Below are 20,434 nucleotides of genomic sequence, written 5' to 3'. Positions count from 1 at the left end.
AGAAACCTATATGAACGATAGAAGATTGGTAATTGCCGGTACCGGAAGCGGTGTCGGAAAAACGACATTGACCATCGGAATCATGGCAGCCCTTCAGAAGAAAGGCTATACGGTTCAAGGGTTCAAATGTGGTCCTGACTATATTGATCCAACCTATCATACCGCAGTTACAGGACGAATTTCACGTAATCTTGATAGTTGGATGTTCGAACATGACACCGTCAAGGAAATTCTTAACAAAGCAGCTACTGGAGCTGATATATCGATCATCGAAGGAGTCATGGGCTTTTTCGATGGCAAAAGTCCTTTATCCAATACAGGATCGACCGCTGAAATCAGCGTCATCACGCAAAGCCCTGTCTTGTTGGTAGTCAATTGTGCCAGCATGGCACGGAGTGCGGCTGCCATCGTAAAAGGATTTCAGGACTTTTCGACTGGTCCGAACATCATTGGGGTCATTGCCAATCAAGTGGGAAGTGTAGGCCATTACAAAATCGTCAAATCAGCCATTGAGCAAGAATGCGATGTACCGGTGCTGGGATATATGAAACGGGAAATGGATATTGATATTCCTAGCCGTCATTTGGGCTTGATTCCTGCAATTGAACGCGGTGAACTTAACCCGTTTTTCGATAAGCTTGCACAATTGGTCATGGAAACGATCGATATCGATCAGTTATACCGTTTGTCAAAGACAAGGGCAGTTTCCAGTGGAAACTCAAATATATTTCAACCCCAAAATGAAAAGGACGTGTGCATTGCTGTCGCAAAAGATGCAGCCTTCAATTTCTATTATCAGGAAAACCTTGAGTTGCTTGAAGCATATGGGGCGAACATCAAGTATTTTTCTCCATTAAAAGGGGAAGAAGTTCCATTGGATGCGGATGGCTTATACCTTGGAGGCGGTTTTCCTGAGGAATTTGCGGATGAACTTTCCGGGAACGTGGGTGCTATCAGATCCATCAGAACCTCCATTGAAAAGGGGATGCCGACCCTGGCGGAATGTGGGGGTTTCATGTTTTTGAGCAAATCGATTGAAACAACTTCAGGAGAAACGCATCAGATGGCAGGAATGATACCAGGCAGGATTAAAATGCAGAAAAAACTTGCGGCACTTGGGTATCGTGAAATTACAGGAACTTCAAGCAATTTTTTGATCAGTGAAACTGAACAGGCAAAAGGCCATGAATTCCACTACTCGACATTTGAAGCGGATGATGATCTTACACATGCTTACGAAGCCAAAGGCAGATTCGGTTCCAAACAAGAGGGGTGTATATTAGGTAACCTTGTTGCAGGGTATACTCACTTTCATTTTGCTTCCAATCCAATACTGGCAAAGAACTGGATCAATGCTTGCTTAAAACAAAAAAACAGATTCACACAAGAAACCATCAACATGGAAAAGATATTTTTTGAAGATTAGAGGAGGCGCAAGCATGAAACCGGGAAAAGTACATCTGGTCGGTGCGGGTCCCGGAGATCCGAAACTGATTACGGTATATGGGCTGGAATGTATCCAAAAGGCGGATGTCATTGCATATGACAGGCTTGTCAATCCAGAACTATTAACCTATGCAAAAGAAAATGCAGAACTGGTATATTGCGGAAAATCACCAGGGAAACATCATCTCATTCAAAATGAAATACATGAACTTTTAGTGGAAAAAGCCTTACAGGGGAAAAACGTCACTCGTCTAAAAGGTGGAGATCCATTTGTCTTTGGTCGGGGCGGTGAGGAAGCAGAGATACTGGCTGCTAACGGAATTGAATTTGATATCGTCCCAGGAATCACAGCGGGAATCGCAGCTCCGGCTTATGCGGGCATCCCGGTTACCCACCGTGAACATGCCTCAAGTTATGCCATTGTGACAGGACATGGCCGTGATTACAAGGGGCAGGATAACCTGAATTGGCAGGCATTGGCCCAAGGAATCGATACCATCGCTTTTTATATGGGAATAGGTAATATGCCGTTTATCTGTGAAAAATTGATGGAGCATGGCAGGGACGGTAAAACGCCAGTGGCTGTCATCGAATGGGGTACGACAGATAAACAGAGGACGATTACCGGTACATTGAGTTCGATTTCTTTGCTGGCTATAAAAGAGGAAATTCAAAATCCGTCAATCTTTCTAGTAGGCGATGTCGTCCAATTAAGGGAGAAAATCCAATGGTTTGAAAGAGTGATTGAATCAGAGTCCACTTTTGAAGGGAATGAGTCGGAATGTCCATCATTCAAGAATTGAAGGAACGCAGGGCAATAAGGAATTACGAAGAAAAAGAAGTAGAAGACCAAAAAATAAGGCAGTTATTGGAAGCGGCTACCTATGCCCCTAATGACCGTTTACGTGAACCTTGGAGTTTTTATGTGATCAAGGGAGAAGCGAAACAACGTTATGAAAGATTGGCAGAAAAGTATTTACATGAACGCTTCCCGACCAAACCAAAATTGATTGATAGTTCACTGGAAGTCGTAAAGACGACACCGCTTATCATTGTCGTGACTTCCGATATATTGCCTGACGATCCGGATTCATCCGAAGACAATGTTTTTGCTTCTTGTTGTGCCGTCCATTCGATGTGGCTTGCTGCAAAAGAACTTGGTCTTGGATTCGTTTGGCGCACTAGGGGAGTGGGTCTTGTCAGGGATGAACGCCTGCACGGTTTCATCGGTACACCTGAAAATAAAAAAGTGATCGGCACCATTTTTGTCGGATACCCTAAAGCCGATCAACCAGCTCCTGCTACTAAAAGGACTTCATACATAGAGAAAACAGTATGGCTATGAAGGTAGGTGAGTTAGTGGCACGCAGAGGATTATTCCTTATTTATACGGGAAATGGGAAAGGGAAGACAACTGCCTCATTAGGGGTGACTTTAAGGGCGATCGGCAGAGGAATGAATGTCAAATTTCTTCAGTTCATAAAATCTCCAGAGCGTACATATGGGGAAGCATTGGCTTTAAAGAAATTAGGAGTTGAAATGGAACAACTAGGTATTGGTTTTACATGGACCAAAACACCAGAAGCGCATCGCAGCGCATTACAGTTAGCTTGGGAAAAGGCGAAACAGGCCCTTAGTGATCCGGACATTGATTTACTTGTTCTGGATGAGTTGAACAATGCGTTAGCCATCTCCAAATTCCCGATAGAAGATGTCTTGCCATTGGCTGAAATCATCGATGCGATTCGTAATCGTCCCGCTCATATGCATTTAGTCATTACCGGTAGGGATGCCAAGCAAGAGCTTATGGAAATGGCGGATTTGGTTTCATCCATTGAGGCGACCAAGCATTATTATGACGAGGGTATCGGTGCTGTCAAAGGATTAGAGTTTTAGGGGGTGAGCGGAATGAAGGCACGATCCATCATGATACAAGGGACGTCATCCGATGTAGGGAAAAGTTTGATTTGTACGGCATTTTGCCGGGTATTTTCCAATAAAGGATTACGTGTTGTCCCATTCAAATCACAAAACATGGCTTTGAATTCTTATGTAACCTTGGATGGCGGTGAAATCGGAAGGGCTCAAGGAGTACAGGCGGAGGCAGCACGGATCACGCCAACAACGGATATGAATCCGATATTACTGAAACCGAAGCAGGATATGGTTTCGGAAGTCATCGTGCACGGTAAGCATTTTCTTGATATGAATGCAAAAAGCTATCGGAATCAATTTGTCCAAGAAGCCATGCCCATCATCCGTAAATCGGTGGAAAAGCTTCAAGATGAATATGACATCATCGTACTCGAAGGTGCAGGAAGTCCGGCTGAAATTAACCTTAAGGACCGGGATATTGCGAATATGCGAATGGCCAAACTCGCGGATGCGGCTGTCATTTTAGTGGCCGATATTGATCGTGGTGGAGTATTTGCGTCAATCGTGGGGACGCTTGCCTTATTGGATAAAGATGAACGCGATTGTGTAAAGGGGATCATCATCAATAAATTTCGTGGCATGCGAGAACTGTTGGACGATGGCATTGAATGGTTGGAAAAGGAAACCGGGATTCCGGTTCTCGGGGTGCTTCCCTATTTAGATGTGAATATTGAAGCGGAAGATTCACTTGCTCTTTCTTCCTTGCGTTTTAAAAAACCTAAAAAGGCTGAGTTTCCGATTGATGTAGCCGTCTTGAGATTTCCGCGGATTTCCAATTTTACAGATGTGGATCCTTTTTTTGATGAACCCGGAGTAGGTGTCCGGCTAGTAAGCAGTGTCAATGAGTTAGGTAATCCTGACCTTCTTATTTTGCCGGGTACAAAAAACACGATGGAAGATTTAGAGTGGATGAAACATGTGGGGTTGGATGGAGCCATCAATCAACTGCGTGAACAAGGGACGATGATCTTTGGTATATGCGGCGGTTTTCAAATGCTTGGGACTAAACTTTTCGATCCTGACGCTGTAGAAGGTAATGGTGAGAACGCAGAAGGGCTTTCGCTTCTTCCGGTGGAAACCGTATTTCAAGCAGAAAAGAAAACAGTACAAATGGAAGGTGTACTTTCTGCTGGGATAATGGAAGGTCAAATGAATCTTAACGGTTTTGAAATACATTTAGGCAGAACGACATTGAAGTCACAAGTAAGGCCCTTTCTTTTATTGAAGGATGGAAGAGAGGATGGAGCCATATCCACTGACAACAAGGTAATGGGAACATACCTTCATGGGATTTTCCATAATCGCTTGTTCACTAGATTACTAGTTAACCAAATTCGGCGGAACAAGGGGTTGGATGAAGTGAATGAAAACGTTCAAAGCGACTCGGAGCGTAGGGAGGAAGCGTACAATCTCTTGGCTTCCCATTTGGAAGAAAACATTGATATGGATACCATCTATCAATGGCTGCAGCTGGAAACTACAGAAAGTTGAAAAATGGTCCGACAGAATCAAATTATGAGTTAATCAAAGCCCTTATCCTTAAAAAATGACTAAAAAACAAATCAGTATAGGGTTACACTTCCTTTTATTTAGCCATATTAAGTGACAGACGCATATAAGATATGTTATGTTGTCTTCTCTACATACTTTAAAGAATATAAAAGGATGAGGTGTTCATATGAATAAAACAGAATTAGTGAGTAGTGTGGCAGCACAAGCTGAACTGACAAAAGACGACGCAAAAAAAGTAGTGGATGCATTGTTTGAAACAATCACGGCTACTCTTGCTAAAGAAGAAAAAATCCAATTAGTTGGTTTCGGTACATTTGAAGTGCGTGACCGTGCAGCTCGTACAGGAAGAAACCCGCAAACTGGCGAAGAAATCCAAATTGCAGCTAGTAAAGTACCCGCTTTTAAAGCAGGTAAGGAATTAAAAGAAGCTGTAAAATAAAAATGAACGAAGAAAAACCTGGCGATGAAATATTCGCCAGGTTTTTTATTTACTGCCTGATACTCATTCATGAGCAGGGCGATTCGCCAAAACGGTAGATTATTTTCAATTAACCCGGCTTATGCTATTCCTGAGTTACCAAGAATCCACTGAAATGGAAAATGTCGATAACGATCTGTTATTCTTTTTATGTGGCGGGATATAGTTATGAAAAGGCCATTAGGAGTTTCTTTTATTGGTTATTTTTATATTTTCGGTGCGAGCATTTTACTGTTTACATCAGTTTTCTATGATCCTAATGCCAATCATATAGGGTTGGTGACAAGATTTGGATTTGCTGATGTACCGGAACGCTTGATTCGAGTATTAGTGGCGCTTATATCCATCGTGATGATCTACGGATATATGAGGTTGGAAATGTGGGGATTTTGGATGATGATTGGATATTCAGCCCTGTTCGGAATGATTAGTTTGACTTTATTAATATCACACAATCAACATCCTTTTATTGGAAATTCGATTTGGTCAATGATTGTTTTGATATATTTCATTTATGTAAATCCTTCGTTCAAGATGAAACAGCAAGGCATACCTAATTAGTCCACTTAAGGAGAAGAGGTCTAATATACAATTCGGTTTATCGATTCTTTTTAATAATGTCCTTTTAAATGGATGGCAAGGGCATTATCATTTCACCAACAATGAAAATAATCTCACTCCACCAGAAAAGTAAGGCAGTAATGGAATTAACTCGAATGAAAAAAATTTATAGTACATATTAATAAGGTTTATACTGTGACTATGTTAGGCTAATGAATAACAAGCTTTAAAATCAATATAAAAGAGGTGAAAGATATGTTGAAGAAAATAATGAAAAAAATCAAACAACTTTCCCAAGGCAGCAGTGAGCGAAGACATGGTCATTATCGCCGAGGCAGCAGCAGTAGCAGCAGAGGGTATAAACGATCTCCCATGGGTGGAAGCGACCGCTACAAAAGAAAAGGACGAGGCAGTAGCAGCTAATTCAAATTCTTAGACCCTAATGCAGCATGCAGGTCCATTGAGAGTTCTTTAATATCTGAATAAGGTTCTTGGATGCTTAATAACCTTTTCAGTATATGCACGGTTTCTTTTTCTAACGAAAGCTCTTCTGTCCAAGGAAGAGCCTTTTTACTTTTGGAAGCGTAAGTCGTATAAAGTACATATAAGAGTATTTCCCCCAAATCGTAAAAATCCTGCCTTTTCATCTCCAAAATGGATTCTTTTGCGAGATTGGCCGAAACGGCCCGTTTAGACAAACCAAAGTCTATCAAGATGGGATGATGGTCTTTAAGTAAAATATTTGGTATACGTAAATCTTGATGGAAAATGTCATGGTTGTGTAGAAAGGATACCAACCCGACCAGGTCATCAAGAAAAAGTAGAGACTCTTTCTCAGTGAACGTTATATGATTCAAGAAAATATGATCTTCTAAATTATCCCCTTCAATGAAATCCATCACAAAATAAACATTTCCGTCTTGGGAAAATTTCTCGTGAAATTTGGGCATGTTTTTGTGGTTTAACATTCGTAATATGGAGATTTCACTCTCAAACTGTTCAAGCTCTTTTTTGCTGCGGCGTTTACTTGTCCGGAGCTGTTTGATCACTATATTTTCATTCGTTTTCAAATCATTGCAAAGATAAACAATGCCGTAGCTACCTGTTCCTATTACAGACGTTACCTTATAGCGGTTATTCAAAACCACTCCTTTTTTTAAAGGTATATCCACAAAAAATTGATAGATCTTTCGAATGGAACGCAAAATTGAAACTTCCCTCACCACTTTCATTTTACTTGAGTCAAGAATACACCATACTGATTAACTAAGCTGGAAATATGAATGTTCATGGATAGTTTAACACTGATTTTTGGTAATGCGGTAATGAAACTCTTTTCTTCGGGGTGTTCCTTGATACGATATCCAATAAAATATTGAAAAAATACCAATCGTAAGAATTCCCATCAATGAAAAATGTATTAAAAGACTATTAAAAATTTTACGTAATTTCATATTATAAAATTATCGGATTTTTTTAATTTTTACAAGGAAATTTTACCTCTCATGATTGAAAATGGTTACGGCAAGGTAGTAAATATTGCATCAGATGCAGCTAGGGTCGGATCAAGTGGAGAGGCAGTTTATTCGGCTGCTAAGGGAGGGGTGATTGCCTTCACAAAAACGATAGCAAGAGAAATGGCACGTCACAAACTCAACATCAATTGTGTTGCCCCAGGCCCTGCTGATACTCCTCTATTTCAAGAAATAGGCTCTTATAATGATGGTATAGCAAGCGCCTTGGAAAAAGCTATTCCATTTCGTCGGCTAGCTCAACCCGAGGACATTGCCAGTGCTGTTGCCTATTTCGTTTCGGAAGATGCAGGGTATATTACGGGGCAAACTCTTTCCGTAAATGGTGGATTAACAATGGTTTAATTGATCGTGGTTAGGTGGGTATGCAAGATTGAAAGGCTAGTAATCCTAAAGCAATATAGCTTGAAAACTTTTTCTAATCGTTTGACAATTGGATTTATCGTGTTAATATAAAGGCAAATGAATTATATATACAATTTGTACCACTAGGGGTGCTTTATAGGTGAAATTTGATTTTACCTGAGAAGCTGAGATTAAAGTATGACTTTAAGACTCTTAGAACCTGATCTGGTTTATACCAGCGTAGGGAAGTGGGGTCTGGGACAATACGTTTCTGTATTATTTCAAGTACAACCACTTTCTTTACGTTAAAGAAAGTGGTTTTTTATTTGCAAAAAAAGAGGTGATTAAAGTTTTTTATCCCGTATCATTCATTGAAAAATAGAATTTGGAGGTAATGGACATGAAGTTTTCAGAGGAAATCCGCCAGGAAGTTGATCATATTTGGGAAGCTAGTTTTAATCACCCGTTTGTTGCAGGAATTGGAGATGGCACATTGCCATTAGAGTGTTTTCGTTTTTATGTCATGCAAGATGCCTATTATTTATCTCATTTTGCTAGAGTTCAAGCTTTAGGAGCAGTAAAGGCAACAGACTTACATACAACAAGCAGGCTTGCCGGCCACGCACAAGGAACATATGAAGCGGAGTTGAAGCTTCATGAAAATTTTTCTGAGAGATTAGGCATCACAAAAGAAGAAAGGGAAAATTTCAAACCCGCCCCGACTGCTTATGCTTACACTTCCCATATGTATCGTGCGGCGTATTCTGGACATTTAGGGGATGTTATTGCAGCTATCTTGCCATGTTACTGGCTGTATTATGAAATTGGCGAAAAGCTGCAAGGGTGTGAACCGGAAGAGCCGATTTATCAAGAATGGATAGCGGCTTACGGAGGAGAGTGGTTCCGCTCTTTGGTGGAAGAACAAATTGCGAGGCTTGATGAGATTGCTGAAAAAGTAACAGATGAAGATAAGGAAAGAATGAAGGAACATTTTATCCTTAGCAGCCAATATGAATACTCATTTTGGGAAATGGCTTATCGCTTAGAGACATGGCCTGTTCATAAGGAAATACTGGAAGTATAAAGGAGAATGAAACATGAAAAAAGGATTGAAATTAACGGATATATTAGTCACTATCGTGATTGCCGTAGCATTTGGAATCGTTTATATCCTTTGGGGTTCGATTTATTATTCCGTTAAACCATTAGGATTACATCTAGATCAACTTATTTATGGAATGTGGTTTATAGCTGGCCCCGTTGCCTTTTTGATTTTACGGAAACCGGGTGTAGCACTTCTGGCAGAGATAGCTGCAGCTTCCGGTGAATTCTTTCTGGGTTCACCATGGGGGTTGACCGTACTCTTATATGGGGTGGTCCAAGGTTTGTTCGCTGAACTGCTGTTCATGGCGTTCAGATATAAAAAATTCAATATGTCGGTGGCCGTTTTAGCTGCGGTGGCTTCCTGCCTGGGATCAGTCATCATGGATTTTGCATACGGGGAAATAGGTGCGCTCTCCCTTTGGAATCTATCGTTATTCATGATTGCGAGGTTCTTGGGTTCCATATTCTTTGCAGGTGTAACAGCTTATTATCTAGTTAAAGTCCTGGAAGCAACAGGAGTAACTAATCTTGTTCGTCCAGTTTCAAGTAAAGATTATGCAGAACTGGACCAAAAGTAGAGGTTGATGGCCATGGAACGAATCGTTCATGTTGAGAAGTTAAGAATGAAATTTCCAGGTGATGAGTCCTTGATTTTCAAGGACTTATCCGTCTCATTTGATAAAGGTGAAAAAGTTCTATTGTTGGGACCATCAGGATGTGGTAAGTCGACTCTTTTGCAAGTATTAAGCGGATTAATTCCGAATTCCATCGAAGTTCCGATGAAGGCGGAAGAATTGAAGTGTCCTTCTTCATGGGGATATGTTTTTCAAGACCCTGATAGTCAGTTTTGCATGCCATTTGCGGATGAGGAAATTGCCTTCGTCCTTGAGAATCTTTCCGTCCCTAAGAAAGAAATGAAAGAGAAGATCCAAAAACATATCCATGAGGTAGGATTGAACCTAAAAGATATCCATACAAGTATTGATACATTATCAGGCGGGATGAAACAGCGTCTGGCCATTGCTTCAGTATTGGCCCTTGAACCGGAAGTGATATTTTTAGATGAACCAACCGCCATGCTCGATCCGGAAGGAACAAAAGAAATTTGGGACTTGTTGAAGGGAGTCGGACGAGACAAGACGGTTATTATCGTGGAACATAAAATTGATCATGTTTTAGAATTCATCGAACGAATCGTGCTTTTTAATGATGACGGTCAAATCATAGCTGATGGTCCAAAAGATACCATTCTTTCCCTATATAAAAATGAAATGAAAGAACATGGAATTTGGTTCCCTGGTGTTTGGGATGAGTATGTACATGACCATGAGCTCATTCGTGAAAACCCATTTAGTGTTGGTTCCCCCCTTATGCATGTGCAAGGTTTTAGCGGATTCCGGAAAAAGGAAGCGAAAATCAAGGTTGAAGAGCTGCAGGTCAATTCAGGGGAATGGATTGTAATCAGTGGAGAAAATGGCGCGGGGAAGAGTACTCTTTTACATTCACTGATGCAGTTCATAAAAACGAGTGGTAAGTATGAATTAATGGGGTCCCCTATTAGAAGGGTGAAAAATCTAACGGATCATATGACGTTTGTTTTTCAAAATCCTGAGTTTCAGTTCGTTGCAAATTCTGTATATGAAGAAATTGCTTATTCATTGAGAATTGAAAAAAGGCCGCAACAAGAAATCGAGGAGAGAGTCCGATCATTGCTTGGAGTGTTCCGCCTTGAGGCACATCGGGATAAACATCCGTTTCAATTATCAATGGGTCAAAAGCGTCGCTTAAGTGTAGCTGCCTCAATCGTAATAGACAAAAAAATCATTCTCCTGGATGAGCCAACCTTTGGCCAAGATTCGAAAAATACCTTTGCATTACTGGAATGGTTTGAGGAATACCGAAGGCGCGGAACAACAGTGATCATGGTAACTCATGACGATCATATTTCAAACAACTTTGCAACCAGGATCTGGACGGTTAAAGACGGATACGTAATAAGGGATGAAAACATCACGCAATCAGGATTTATGGAGACAAAAGTTAAAAGGAGTGTCATGTAGATGAATGTTACAAATACAGAAACATGGCTCCATAAGGTTAATCCAAGCCTTAAACTTTGTGTATTGCTCGTGTTATGCATCGTGGCGCTATTCATTCATGACCTGAATTACATGATGAATATTACCATTGGCGTTTTACTTTTATTTTTGTTTTTTACCGGGCATTCGATAAAACGCATCTTACTTTTGTCGATCCCTTTTTGTTTCATTTTTATATCCACCTCTTCCGCAATGATATTATTCGGACAAGGTGAAACGGTTTGGTTTGAGTGGGGTCTCATATCGATTTCTGAAGAAAGTTTCATAAGGGGGTTACTGGTAGGCTTTCGAGCTTTGCTTTTCGCGGCACTAGGTTTAACTTTTTCCTTAACGACGAGACCAGTGAACTTGTTTTATTCCTTAATGCAGCAAGTAAAGCTTAAACCGAAATATGCCTATAGTTTCATGGCGGCATTAAGGCTCATCCCCATCATGATGGAGGAATTCCAAACGATACGAAACGCAATGAAGGTACGTGGTTTCAAAAGGGAAAAAGGGATTAGATCAGTATATTTTAAAATGAAAGCTTATTCCATCCCGTTGTTATCCGGAAGCATCAGACGTGCTCACCGAATCGCGGTTGCGATGGAGGCCAAGCGATTTACAGACACTCGGGATCGAACATACTATTATGAATTTGGGTTTTCAAGAAAGGACCATGGATTCATTCTGTATTTTTTCATCCTGCTGTTGGCTGGGTTTTATCTATCGATTCAATTCCCGTTACTATCTTTGATTTTATGAGATTGCAACTTTACTAGTTAGGGGTTCTTAGTATGAATGCACTAGAATTGCATATTATTTCTACTGGGAAACAGCCAATTGAAAAGTTCGTAGAAATCGCTTCTAGGATTCAGGAACATGTTGATTTCTTCTATCTAAGGGAAAAGCACATGAATGCATCAGAACTCTATCGGGCAGTGACCCTATTACATGATAATAAGATTCCGCTGTCTAAGATCATCATAAATGATCGGGTGGATGTAGCCTGGGTACACAAAGTATTTGGTGTGCAATTGGCTTTTCATAGTTTAGATGCAGGAGTCGTAAAAGGAGCATTTCCAGGGATGAGTGTTGGCTGTTCGATCCATTCCATGGATGAAGCGAAAGCCGCTTTCCGTAACGGAGCCGATTACGCGATCTATGGACATGTTTTTGAAACAAATTCAAAACGCGGCCTACCTCCTAAGGGAGTGGAGGAACTTCAAGCAATCACAAGAAATGTCAATCTTCCGATTATTGCGATAGGCGGAATAACTCCTTCCAATTGCCAAGTTGTAAAGGATGCGGGCGCACACGGAATTGCGGTCATGTCAGGTGTGCTTGAAGCTGAAAACCCGGTTAGAGCCGTTAAAGAATATTCGAAGTCTTTAGGAAAGGAGATATAAAATGAATTCCATATATGATGCAATCATTGTTGGGGGAGGAGTAATTGGTGGATCCATTGCTTTTCAATTAGCCAAACGAGGTAAAAAGGTCCTTTTATTGGAAAAAGATAGAATTGCCAGTAAAGCATCCAGTGCTGCAGCCGGGATGTTAGGAGCACAAGCCGAATTAGATGCTGATAACCCGCTTTTTAGTTTGGCAAGCCGAAGCAGGGGGATGTTTCCTGCACTGTCGGAAGAATTAAAGGACTTAAGTGGAATTGACATCGAATTAGTGAATAAGGGTATGTTTAAGGTGGCGCTAACGAATGATCAGGTAGCCGAATTGAAGGACATGATCAAAGTCCAGCAAGATGCTGGACTAGATGCGGAATGGTTATCGACTGCCGAAATAAGGAAAATGGAACCGCTTCTTTCGGATGAGATTAAGGGAGCCATGTTCATTCCGAAGGATGGACAAGTTTCAGCCACCAGGCTGTCGCTCGCTTTTGCTAAATCTGCAGCTTCCCTTGGTGTAGATATAAAGGAATTTGTCCATGTCTCTGATTTATGTACGGAAAACGGATGTGTAAAAGGAGTGGTCACAAATATAGGCGAATTTTCAAGTGAAAATGTAATTGTGGCAAGTGGTGCGTGGAGTGCCTTCCTCCTTGAAAAATCAGGGATAAACCTCGATACATATCCGGTAAAGGGAGAGTGCTTTTCCGTCCTGACTGATCGTCCATTACTTGAAAAAACGATCTTTTCACATGGCTGCTATCTTGTGCCCAAAGTTGGCGGAAGAATCATTGTCGGAGCAACGGTTAAAGCGAACACTTTCGATCAAAAGGTAAGTTTGGAAGGGATTTCAACGTTAATAGAAAAGGCAACGCAATTGCTTCCGGCAATTAAAGGAACCGAGTGGGAAAAGACATGGGCAGGTATACGCCCCCAAACAGGGGATGGATTGCCATATTTTGGTGAGCACCCAGCATGTAAAGGACTTTTCATTGCAACGGGGCACTTCAGGAATGGCATCCTGCTTTCTCCAATTACAGGTGTACTTATAGCGGATATGGTGGAAAGGAAGACAAATCCTGAATGGTCCGCTTTTCGATTGGATCGTTCGATACAGACCCTTTTTTCTTAATGGAGGTGGATGAATTGGAATTGATTATTAACGGGGAAAAAATACGGATACCTGCTGATGAATCAACAGTTACAGGGCTTTTGAAACACTTTAATTTACATCAAAAAGTAGTGATCGTTGAATTGAATGATGAAATATTAACAAAAGAAAATCTAAGTGAAACACTTTTGTCAAATGGAGACAAGGTCGAGATTGTACATTTTGTAGGAGGCGGATGAAATGTTAAAGATAGGTTCTTATGAATTTTCTTCAAGGTTATTATTAGGTACTGGGAAATATCCAAATTTCGATGTTCAAAAGCAATCAGTGGAGGTTTCAGAGACGGAAATATTAACGTTTGCGGTCCGGAGAATGAACATTTTTGAAGCCAGTCAGCCTAATTTCTTAGAAAAGCTTGATTTGAAAAAATATACACTCCTTCCCAATACAGCAGGAGCTAAAACGGCTAAAGAAGCAGTGCGTATAGCCCACCTTGCTAAGGCTTCAGGTTTATGTGACATGATTAAGGTAGAAGTCATCGGCTGTCAAAAAACCCTTCTGCCCGATCCGATTGAAACCTTAAAAGCTGCTGAAGAATTAGTGAAACTGGGATTCACTGTTTTACCCTATACCTCGGATGATGTGTTGCTTGCCAAACGCCTGGAAGAAGTGGGATGTCATGCAATCATGCCTGGTGCTTCACCGATTGGCTCTGGTCAAGGCATTATAAACCCACTGAACTTACGATTCATCATCGAACAATCAGAGGTTCCGGTTATTGTTGACGCAGGGATTGGAACGCCCTCCGATGCGGCAATCGCTATGGAATTAGGGGCGGATGGCGTATTGCTTAACACTGCAGTCTCCGGAGCAAAAGACCCCGTCAAAATGGCAAAAGCAATGAAGCTTGCCATTGAAGCAGGTCGATTAGGGTATGAAGCAGGAAGAATTGAAAAAAATGAATACGCCATTGCAAGCAGTCCAGTTGAAGGAATGAGCATTGGATGAATGAACGTTATTCACGTCAAGAACTTTTTGGCCCTATAGGGGAAGAAGGGCAATTGAAAATTCGCAAAAAACACGTTTTAGTGATTGGAGCGGGTGCTCTTGGTACAGGAAGTGCGGAAGGCCTTGTACGAGCAGGAATTGGGAAGCTGACCATTGTAGACAGGGATTATGTGGAGTGGAGTAACCTTCAAAGACAACAGCTTTATTGTGAAGAAGATGCTGAAAAAAGAATACCTAAAGCAGTGGCAGCGAAGAATCGTTTGAATGCGTTAAATTCAGATGTTACCGTAAAATCGCTTGTGGCGGATGTCTCGGTTGATGAACTGGCGAAGCTCGTTGAAGACGTGGATTTAATATTGGATGCCACTGATAATTTCGATACCAGGATGATCATTAATGATAGTGCACAAAAATATAAAATACCCTGGATTTACGGAGCCTGTGTAGGGAGTTATGGGATAAGTTACACGGTGATTCCAGAGGTGACCCCATGTTTGAATTGTTTGCTTGAAACGGTTCCAATTGGAGGGCTGACCTGTGATACGGCTGGGATCATTAGCCCTGCCGTTCAAACGGTCGTTGCCCATCAAATGGCGGAAGCATTAAAAATCCTTGTCGAAGATTATGCATCCCTTAGAAACAAGATTGTATCATTCGACCTTTGGAAAAATGAGCACTCGTCCATTGATGTAACGAAATTAAAAAATGACAGTTGTTTGTCATGCGGGGAAAATCGTACTTATCCACATCTTTCCTTTTCAAATCAAACAAAGACTGCCGTATTATGCGGGAGGGATTCTGTTCAGATCCGGCCGGCGATGAAACTTGAAAGAGACCTAGCGGAACTGGAAAAAAATCTTCTTGCACAAGGTGGGAAAATCGTTAGAAATCCTTACTTACTTTCATTTACGAACGGAACCCATCGGTTGGTTATTTTTAAAGATGGACGGGCATTGATCCATGGAACAAAAGATATTGCAGAAGCCAAAACATTATATCATCGTTATGTTGGGTGAAGAAAACGAGAATGGCACTGACCTGATATGAACAAGCGTATTGAAAGAGGTGCCAAATAAATTTGGCATTATAATAGGAAGTTATCGAACATTCTTCTTGCGACTTGATTGCAGTGAAAACATAAAACGAAAGCGGTGTCTGCCTTTAAGGTCGGCACCGCTTCGCTTTGGATCGATTATATAAGCAGCTTACATATCATGACTGCTGTTATGCTTCTGACGGGTGTGCTGTCTATTTTTCACCTTATGAGAACCGCTTAACGGTGCAGGTTGACCTGGGTTATTTCCTTTAGGTGCATTTTTTCGAATATCTTTACCATCATTTTTGTTCATTTGCGATCCCTCCTACTACTTAAGATAATCAGTCCGTGAAATTTTATTCACATACATATATTTGCAAACCTCGTACATGCTATGGATGGACACTATATTTAAGGAGCTGAACCCAAATGCAGGATAAACAGGATAAGCGAAGGACTTTCCAGGAAGCCCAGCAAAGTTATCAACAAGTATTTGATGTATACTCATCGATCGAGAAAAACGCACCGAATTACGGAACGGAATTGAAACATGTGAAGCAGGAAGTGAATGAGGCCTATCAGCAAATACAATCTGCTTTAGTCACCGCTTCCGAGCATCAGAGAGAACAATTGAAGCAATTCGAGCAGGATATTCAGGCTATCGTCAATGAGGTCAATTCAGAGGACTATTGAGTGCCTAGGTCTATCGGGATTTTCCTGATTTTTATAATGGAATAGGCTTTTTGAAAAGAGCAGTACATCTGCAATTTCAAAAAGCCTATCCTATTTAAAGCCTAGAAAAGAGGGAAATCATTGGTTTTTCTTTCTTTTTTTATTATTTTGCCTTTGCATTTCCGATAATGGGGGTTCATTTCCCAGTTCATCATTGTAACCTGTTCCATTACCTTGCGCTTTTGCAGCATTCATTCCTGGTATAACATGATTTGCCTTTTGTTTTGTCATTTCGACACCTCCACCCATAGAATGTGATAATGCGGAATGATTATGTATGTATGACTAATATGTTTTACTGGTATAATTTATCAGGTCGTAAATGGTAGTATTTTCAATGAAAACCACGTTGGTAAGGCTTCCTAAATGCACTTTAACATGTGGGGAATTTTTTTCTATAAGAGAAACTTATCAAAAACAATAACTTTCTTGTTATTTACTTATACTCATTTCTATATTAGTATTAAGTTGAAGGAAGAGTTAGGGTGGGAGAAGAGAGAGAAAATTCGACAAACTAACTTTTTTATTTATATTTATAGTAAACATGGTTTCAGTGAACCAGGTTTTACTTTTATGTGCAGAATAAGTTCTGACAGTTTAATAGGGGGTAATATTCATGACGAAAAATGACGTATACCAAGCGCGTAAGTCCTTTGAAATTGAAGGAAAACGCTACAACTACTACAGCCTAGACGCTATTGAAAATGCAGGGGATGGCCAAGTATCACGCCTTCCATATTCCATCAAAGTATTACTTGAAGCGGTACTTCGCCAAGTAGACGGAAGAGTCATCACAAAAGAACACGTTGCGAACCTTGCTAAATGGGGAACAAGCGAGCAACAAGATATAGATGTTCCGTTCAAGCCATCACGTGTAATCCTACAAGATTTCACTGGTGTTCCAGTTGTTGTGGATTTAGCTTCTTTACGTAATGCATTCGCAGCACTTGGTGGAGATCCAGACAAAATCAACCCGGAAATTCCGGTTGACCTTGTAATTGACCACTCTGTACAAGTTGATAAAGCAGGTACAATGGATTCCCTTGATGCCAATATGGATCTTGAATTCGAACGTAATGCAGAGCGTTACCAGTTCCTAAGCTGGGCTCAAAAATCATTCAACAACTATCGTGCTGTTCCACCGGCAACTGGTATCGTTCACCAAGTTAACCTTGAGTACCTTGCGAACGTGGTTCATGCTGTTGAAACTCCAAACGGCGACTTCGAAGTATTCCCTGATTCTGTATTCGGTACAGATTCACATACTACAATGATCAACGGTATTGGTGTTCTTGGTTGGGGTGTCGGCGGTATCGAAGCAGAAGCAGGCATGCTAGGACAGCCTTCTTACTTCCCGGTTCCAAAAGTAGTTGGAGTTAAATTGACTGGCCAACTTCCTAAAGGTACAACAGCTACTGACCTTGCATTGAAAGTGACACAAGTTCTTCGTGCACACGGCGTAGTTGGTAAATTTGTTGAGTTCTACGGCCCTGGAGTAGGATACCTTCCACTTGCTGACCGTGCAACAATCGCTAACATGGCTCCTGAATACGGTGCTACAGTTGGTTTCTTCCCTGTTGATGCAGAAGCGATCGATTATATGCGTTTAACAGGCCGTGATGAAAAACAAATTAAAGTGGTTGAATCTTACTGCAAAGAAAATGGATTGTTCTACTCTCCTGAAAACGAAGATCCAGCATACAATGATGTTGTGGAAATCGACCTTTCAGCAATTGAACCAAACCTTTCAGGCCCTAAACGCCCGCAAGATTTGATTCCACTTTCTCAAATGAAAACATCTTTCCATGACGCTATCAATGCACCTATGGGCAACCAAGGTTTTGGCATGGACAATTCCGAATTGGATAAAGAAGTAACTGTTAAATTTGCCGATGGTAAAGAAACGGTAATGAAAACAGGTGCGATTGCAATTGCTGCAATCACAAGCTGTACGAACACTTCTAACCCGTACGTAATGCTTGGAGCAGGTCTTATCGCTAAAAAAGCAGTTGAAAAAGGCTTGACTGTTCCGGATTATGTAAAAACATCATTGGCACCAGGTTCTAAAGTTGTTACTGGTTACCTTCGTGATGCAGGTCTTCAACCATACCTTGATCAATTAGGATTCAACGTAGTTGGTTACGGCTGTACAACATGTATCGGTAACTCAGGTCCATTGGCGGACGAAATCGAAGCAGCAGTTGCTGAAGCAGATCTTCTAGTAACTTCAGTACTTTCTGGTAACCGTAACTTTGAAGGTCGTATTCATCCACTAGTGAAAGCAAACTATCTTGCTTCTCCAACGTTGGTTGTTGCATATGCACTTGCTGGTACTGTGGACTTCGATCTTAACAATGATTCACTTGGTAAAGACAAAGATGGTAACGATGTATATCTTGCTGATATCTGGCCATCACAAGAAGAAGTTAACGCTGCTGTTAAAGCAACAGTTACACCGGAATTATTCCGTAAAGAATACGAAACAGTATTCAACGATAACAAACGTTGGAATGAAATCCAAACAAGCAACGAAGCGATTTATGCTTTCGATTCTAAATCAACATATATTCAAAATCCTCCATTCTTTGAAGGATTATCACCAGAACCAGGTTCAGTTAACCCACTTTCCGGTTTGCGTGTAGTAGGTAAATTCGGTGACTCAGTTACAACTGACCACATTTCTCCTGCAGGTGCAATCGGTAAAGATACACCAGCTGGTATCTACCTTCGTGAAAACGGTGTGAAACCACGTGACTTTAACTCTTACGGTTCTCGTCGTGGTAACCACGAAGCGATGATGCGCGGAACGTTCGCAAACATCCGTATCCGTAACCAAGTTGCTCCAGGTACAGAAGGTGGATACACAACTTACTGGCCAACAGGCGATGTAATGGCTATCTATGATGCTTGTATGAAATACAAAGCTGATGGAACAGGTCTTGCAGTCATCGCTGGTAAAGACTATGGTATGGGAAGCTCTCGTGACTGGGCTGCGAAAGGTACTAACCTTCTTGGCATCAAAACAGTCATCGCTGAAAGCTTTGAACGTATTCACCGTTCTAACCTTGCGTTAATGGGTGTTCTTCCACTTCAATTCAAAGAAGGCGAAAACGCTGAAACACTTGGATTGACTGGTAAAGAAGCGATTGCAGTTAAAATCGACGAAACGGTTAAACCACGTGATATCGTAACAGTTACTGCTACTGATGAAGCTGGAAACGTAAAAGAATTTGATGTACTTGTTCGTTTCGATTCCGAAATCGAAATCGATTACTACCGTCACGGTGGTATCCTTCAAATGGTATTACGCAATAAATTAAAAGGCTAATTTCTGCTTAGGAAGCGGTAAACCTACTTGATAGGTTTACCGCTTTTTTTGTGTCAAGTTTATGAAAACAGGGGATACCATGATAAAATGATAGGAATTTCACTTTTCCGACTGTCCATTTATTGATAAGATGAAATAGGGAAGTAGTTCTATTTCTGGAAATGGACTAATATTTTTATTGTAATGGGACTAGGGGGACGAGTATGCTTAAAAAAATTATTGCCTCGGTTGTCTTACTGTCACTCTTTACGATAGCGATCGTGCAGGCGATGGATAATGAACCGAAGGAAAATGATGAAAAGGATTCACTGGGCGGATTGAAAATTGGAGCTAAAGCACCGAATTTCTCCCTGAAAACTTTGGATGGGAAACAAGTTGAATTATCGGATTATAAGGGGAAAAAGGTAATGCTGAATTTTTGGGCAACGTGGTGCCCGCCTTGTAAGAAGGAAATGCCGGATATGGAGAAATATTCACAACAAGCGGGTGATGATGTTGTTGTTCTTGCTGTCAATATAGACCCGGAAAATGATGTACAATCCTTTGTAGACAATAATGGAATTACTTTTACCATACCGCTGGATAGTCAAAGTGCAAAAAATCCAGTGAATGAGCGCTATAAGATTCTTAGCATTCCGACAACTTACTTCATCGACAAAAAAGGCATTATCAGGAACAAGGTAATTTCTGCCATGCAACTTAAAGATATGGAACGTAACATCAATAGCATGCAATAGCGAAACCTTTTTGAGGTTCAGTTAGTTTGTCTACAAAAGGTGGCTTGGAATGGTCATATGGATTTCTCTTCATACTCTAGGTAAACTC

Annotated in this window: 24 protein-coding genes and 1 riboswitch; of the genes, 21 read left to right on the top strand and 3 right to left on the bottom strand. The window is 41.0% G+C overall.

Translation table 11 applies throughout. From position 1 onward, the window contains the following. Positions 1 to 10 precede the first annotated feature (10 nt). From QUF94_RS15525 to QUF94_RS15490, 8 genes are all read left to right on the top strand, one after another. Positions 11 to 1,426, top strand: a complete 1,416-nt coding sequence (locus QUF94_RS15525; protein ID WP_289316645.1) for a cobyrinic acid a,c-diamide synthase CobB — start codon at positions 11 to 13, stop codon at positions 1,424 to 1,426. Positions 1,427 to 1,439: 13 nt separating this feature from the next. Beyond that, positions 1,440 to 2,249 (top strand): uroporphyrinogen-III C-methyltransferase, encoded by an 810-nt coding sequence (gene cobA, locus QUF94_RS15520; RefSeq protein ID WP_289316644.1) that lies wholly within the window; start codon positions 1,440 to 1,442, stop codon positions 2,247 to 2,249. Next, a complete protein-coding gene (locus QUF94_RS15515; RefSeq protein WP_289316643.1) occupies positions 2,228 to 2,791 on the top strand; it encodes a nitroreductase family protein in 564 nt (187 codons plus the stop codon). The genes cobA and QUF94_RS15515 overlap by 22 nt, the downstream gene beginning before the upstream one ends. 14 nt (positions 2,792 to 2,805) lie before the next feature. Continuing rightward, positions 2,806 to 3,342 carry a cob(I)yrinic acid a,c-diamide adenosyltransferase gene (locus QUF94_RS15510; RefSeq protein WP_289318400.1) on the top strand — a complete coding sequence of 179 codons (537 nt, stop codon included), beginning with the start codon at positions 2,806 to 2,808 and terminating at the stop codon, positions 3,340 to 3,342. Between the two features lie 12 nt (positions 3,343 to 3,354). Next, on the top strand, positions 3,355 to 4,872 hold the full coding sequence (locus tag QUF94_RS15505; RefSeq protein ID WP_289316642.1) for a cobyric acid synthase: 1,518 nt from the start codon (positions 3,355 to 3,357) through the stop codon (positions 4,870 to 4,872). A 187-nt stretch (positions 4,873 to 5,059) separates the two neighbouring features. Further along, the gene (locus tag QUF94_RS15500; RefSeq protein ID WP_063233522.1) at positions 5,060 to 5,332 is read left to right on the top strand and encodes an HU family DNA-binding protein; all 273 of its coding nucleotides are present in this window, start codon (positions 5,060 to 5,062) and stop codon (positions 5,330 to 5,332) included. 207 nt (positions 5,333 to 5,539) lie between these two features. Beyond that, a complete protein-coding gene (locus tag QUF94_RS15495; RefSeq protein WP_289316641.1) occupies positions 5,540 to 5,932 on the top strand; it encodes a hypothetical protein in 393 nt (130 codons plus the stop codon). Positions 5,933 to 6,236: 304 nt separating this feature from the next. Beyond that, a complete protein-coding gene (locus QUF94_RS15490) occupies positions 6,237 to 6,368 on the top strand; it encodes a hypothetical protein (protein WP_289316640.1) in 132 nt (43 codons plus the stop codon). On the opposite strand, the gene QUF94_RS15485 is transcribed toward QUF94_RS15490, so the two are convergent. Next, positions 6,352 to 7,137: a protein kinase domain-containing protein gene (locus QUF94_RS15485; RefSeq protein WP_289316639.1), complete on the bottom strand. Its 786-nt coding sequence runs from the start codon at positions 7,135 to 7,137 to the stop codon at positions 6,352 to 6,354. The two genes, QUF94_RS15490 and QUF94_RS15485, sit on opposite strands and share 17 nt — an antisense overlap. 249 nt (positions 7,138 to 7,386) lie before the next feature. On the opposite strand from QUF94_RS15485, the gene QUF94_RS15480 reads away from it, so the two are divergent. From QUF94_RS15480 to QUF94_RS15435, 10 genes are all read left to right on the top strand, one after another. Then, positions 7,387 to 7,809, top strand: a complete 423-nt coding sequence (locus QUF94_RS15480) for an SDR family NAD(P)-dependent oxidoreductase (RefSeq protein WP_353957811.1) — start codon at positions 7,387 to 7,389, stop codon at positions 7,807 to 7,809. Positions 7,810 to 7,944: 135 nt separating this feature from the next. Further along, a riboswitch (TPP riboswitch) is annotated at positions 7,945 to 8,073 on the top strand. Positions 8,074 to 8,209: 136 nt separating this feature from the next. Next, entirely contained in the window at positions 8,210 to 8,893 is a 684-nt protein-coding gene (tenA, locus tag QUF94_RS15475) for a thiaminase II (RefSeq protein ID WP_289316638.1), read from the top strand. Between the two features lie 13 nt (positions 8,894 to 8,906). Further along, positions 8,907 to 9,491 (top strand): ECF transporter S component, encoded by a 585-nt coding sequence (locus tag QUF94_RS15470; protein WP_289316637.1) that lies wholly within the window; start codon positions 8,907 to 8,909, stop codon positions 9,489 to 9,491. 12 nt (positions 9,492 to 9,503) lie between these two features. Then, the gene (locus QUF94_RS15465) at positions 9,504 to 10,973 is read left to right on the top strand and encodes an ABC transporter ATP-binding protein (protein ID WP_289316636.1); all 1,470 of its coding nucleotides are present in this window, start codon (positions 9,504 to 9,506) and stop codon (positions 10,971 to 10,973) included. Beyond that, the gene (locus QUF94_RS15460) at positions 10,974 to 11,756 is read left to right on the top strand and encodes an energy-coupling factor transporter transmembrane component T family protein (RefSeq protein ID WP_289316635.1); all 783 of its coding nucleotides are present in this window, start codon (positions 10,974 to 10,976) and stop codon (positions 11,754 to 11,756) included. A 32-nt stretch (positions 11,757 to 11,788) separates the two neighbouring features. Next, on the top strand, positions 11,789 to 12,400 hold the full coding sequence (gene tenI / locus QUF94_RS15455; RefSeq protein ID WP_289316634.1) for a thiazole tautomerase TenI: 612 nt from the start codon (positions 11,789 to 11,791) through the stop codon (positions 12,398 to 12,400). 1 nt (position 12,401) lies between these two features. Next, positions 12,402 to 13,526: a glycine oxidase ThiO gene (thiO, locus tag QUF94_RS15450; RefSeq protein ID WP_289316633.1), complete on the top strand. Its 1,125-nt coding sequence runs from the start codon at positions 12,402 to 12,404 to the stop codon at positions 13,524 to 13,526. Positions 13,527 to 13,540: 14 nt separating this feature from the next. Next, a complete protein-coding gene (gene thiS / locus QUF94_RS15445) occupies positions 13,541 to 13,744 on the top strand; it encodes a sulfur carrier protein ThiS (RefSeq protein WP_289318398.1) in 204 nt (67 codons plus the stop codon). Position 13,745: 1 nt separating this feature from the next. Continuing rightward, positions 13,746 to 14,513, top strand: a complete 768-nt coding sequence (locus QUF94_RS15440) for a thiazole synthase (RefSeq protein ID WP_289316632.1) — start codon at positions 13,746 to 13,748, stop codon at positions 14,511 to 14,513. After that, positions 14,510 to 15,529: a thiazole biosynthesis adenylyltransferase ThiF gene (locus QUF94_RS15435; protein WP_289316631.1), complete on the top strand. Its 1,020-nt coding sequence runs from the start codon at positions 14,510 to 14,512 to the stop codon at positions 15,527 to 15,529. The genes QUF94_RS15440 and QUF94_RS15435 overlap by 4 nt, the downstream gene beginning before the upstream one ends. 189 nt (positions 15,530 to 15,718) lie before the next feature. On the opposite strand, the gene QUF94_RS15430 is transcribed toward QUF94_RS15435, so the two are convergent. Beyond that, positions 15,719 to 15,862 carry a small acid-soluble spore protein P gene (locus tag QUF94_RS15430; protein ID WP_063233544.1) on the bottom strand — a complete coding sequence of 48 codons (144 nt, stop codon included), beginning with the start codon at positions 15,860 to 15,862 and terminating at the stop codon, positions 15,719 to 15,721. 116 nt (positions 15,863 to 15,978) lie between these two features. On the opposite strand from QUF94_RS15430, the gene QUF94_RS15425 reads away from it, so the two are divergent. Then, entirely contained in the window at positions 15,979 to 16,242 is a 264-nt protein-coding gene (locus tag QUF94_RS15425; protein WP_061462981.1) for a hypothetical protein, read from the top strand. A 117-nt stretch (positions 16,243 to 16,359) separates the two neighbouring features. Here the strand turns inward: QUF94_RS15425 and sspO are convergent, their stop codons facing one another. After that, positions 16,360 to 16,512 (bottom strand): small acid-soluble spore protein O, encoded by a 153-nt coding sequence (sspO, locus tag QUF94_RS15420; protein ID WP_289316630.1) that lies wholly within the window; start codon positions 16,510 to 16,512, stop codon positions 16,360 to 16,362. 385 nt (positions 16,513 to 16,897) lie between these two features. Between sspO and acnA the strand changes: the two genes are divergently transcribed. Both acnA and QUF94_RS15410 read left to right on the top strand, forming a co-directional pair. Continuing rightward, on the top strand, positions 16,898 to 19,609 hold the full coding sequence (gene acnA / locus QUF94_RS15415) for an aconitate hydratase AcnA (protein WP_289316629.1): 2,712 nt from the start codon (positions 16,898 to 16,900) through the stop codon (positions 19,607 to 19,609). A 203-nt stretch (positions 19,610 to 19,812) separates the two neighbouring features. After that, positions 19,813 to 20,346 carry a TlpA disulfide reductase family protein gene (locus QUF94_RS15410; protein WP_289316628.1) on the top strand — a complete coding sequence of 178 codons (534 nt, stop codon included), beginning with the start codon at positions 19,813 to 19,815 and terminating at the stop codon, positions 20,344 to 20,346. The last annotated feature ends 88 nt before the right edge of the window (positions 20,347 to 20,434 follow it).

It is taken from the genome of Peribacillus sp. NJ4 (assembly GCF_030348345.1).
In the GTDB taxonomy this organism is placed as follows: Bacteria; Bacillota; Bacilli; order Bacillales; family DSM-1321; genus Peribacillus.
Note: the sequence above shows the minus strand (reverse complement) of the source record. Positions and strands in the feature narration are given on the sequence as shown.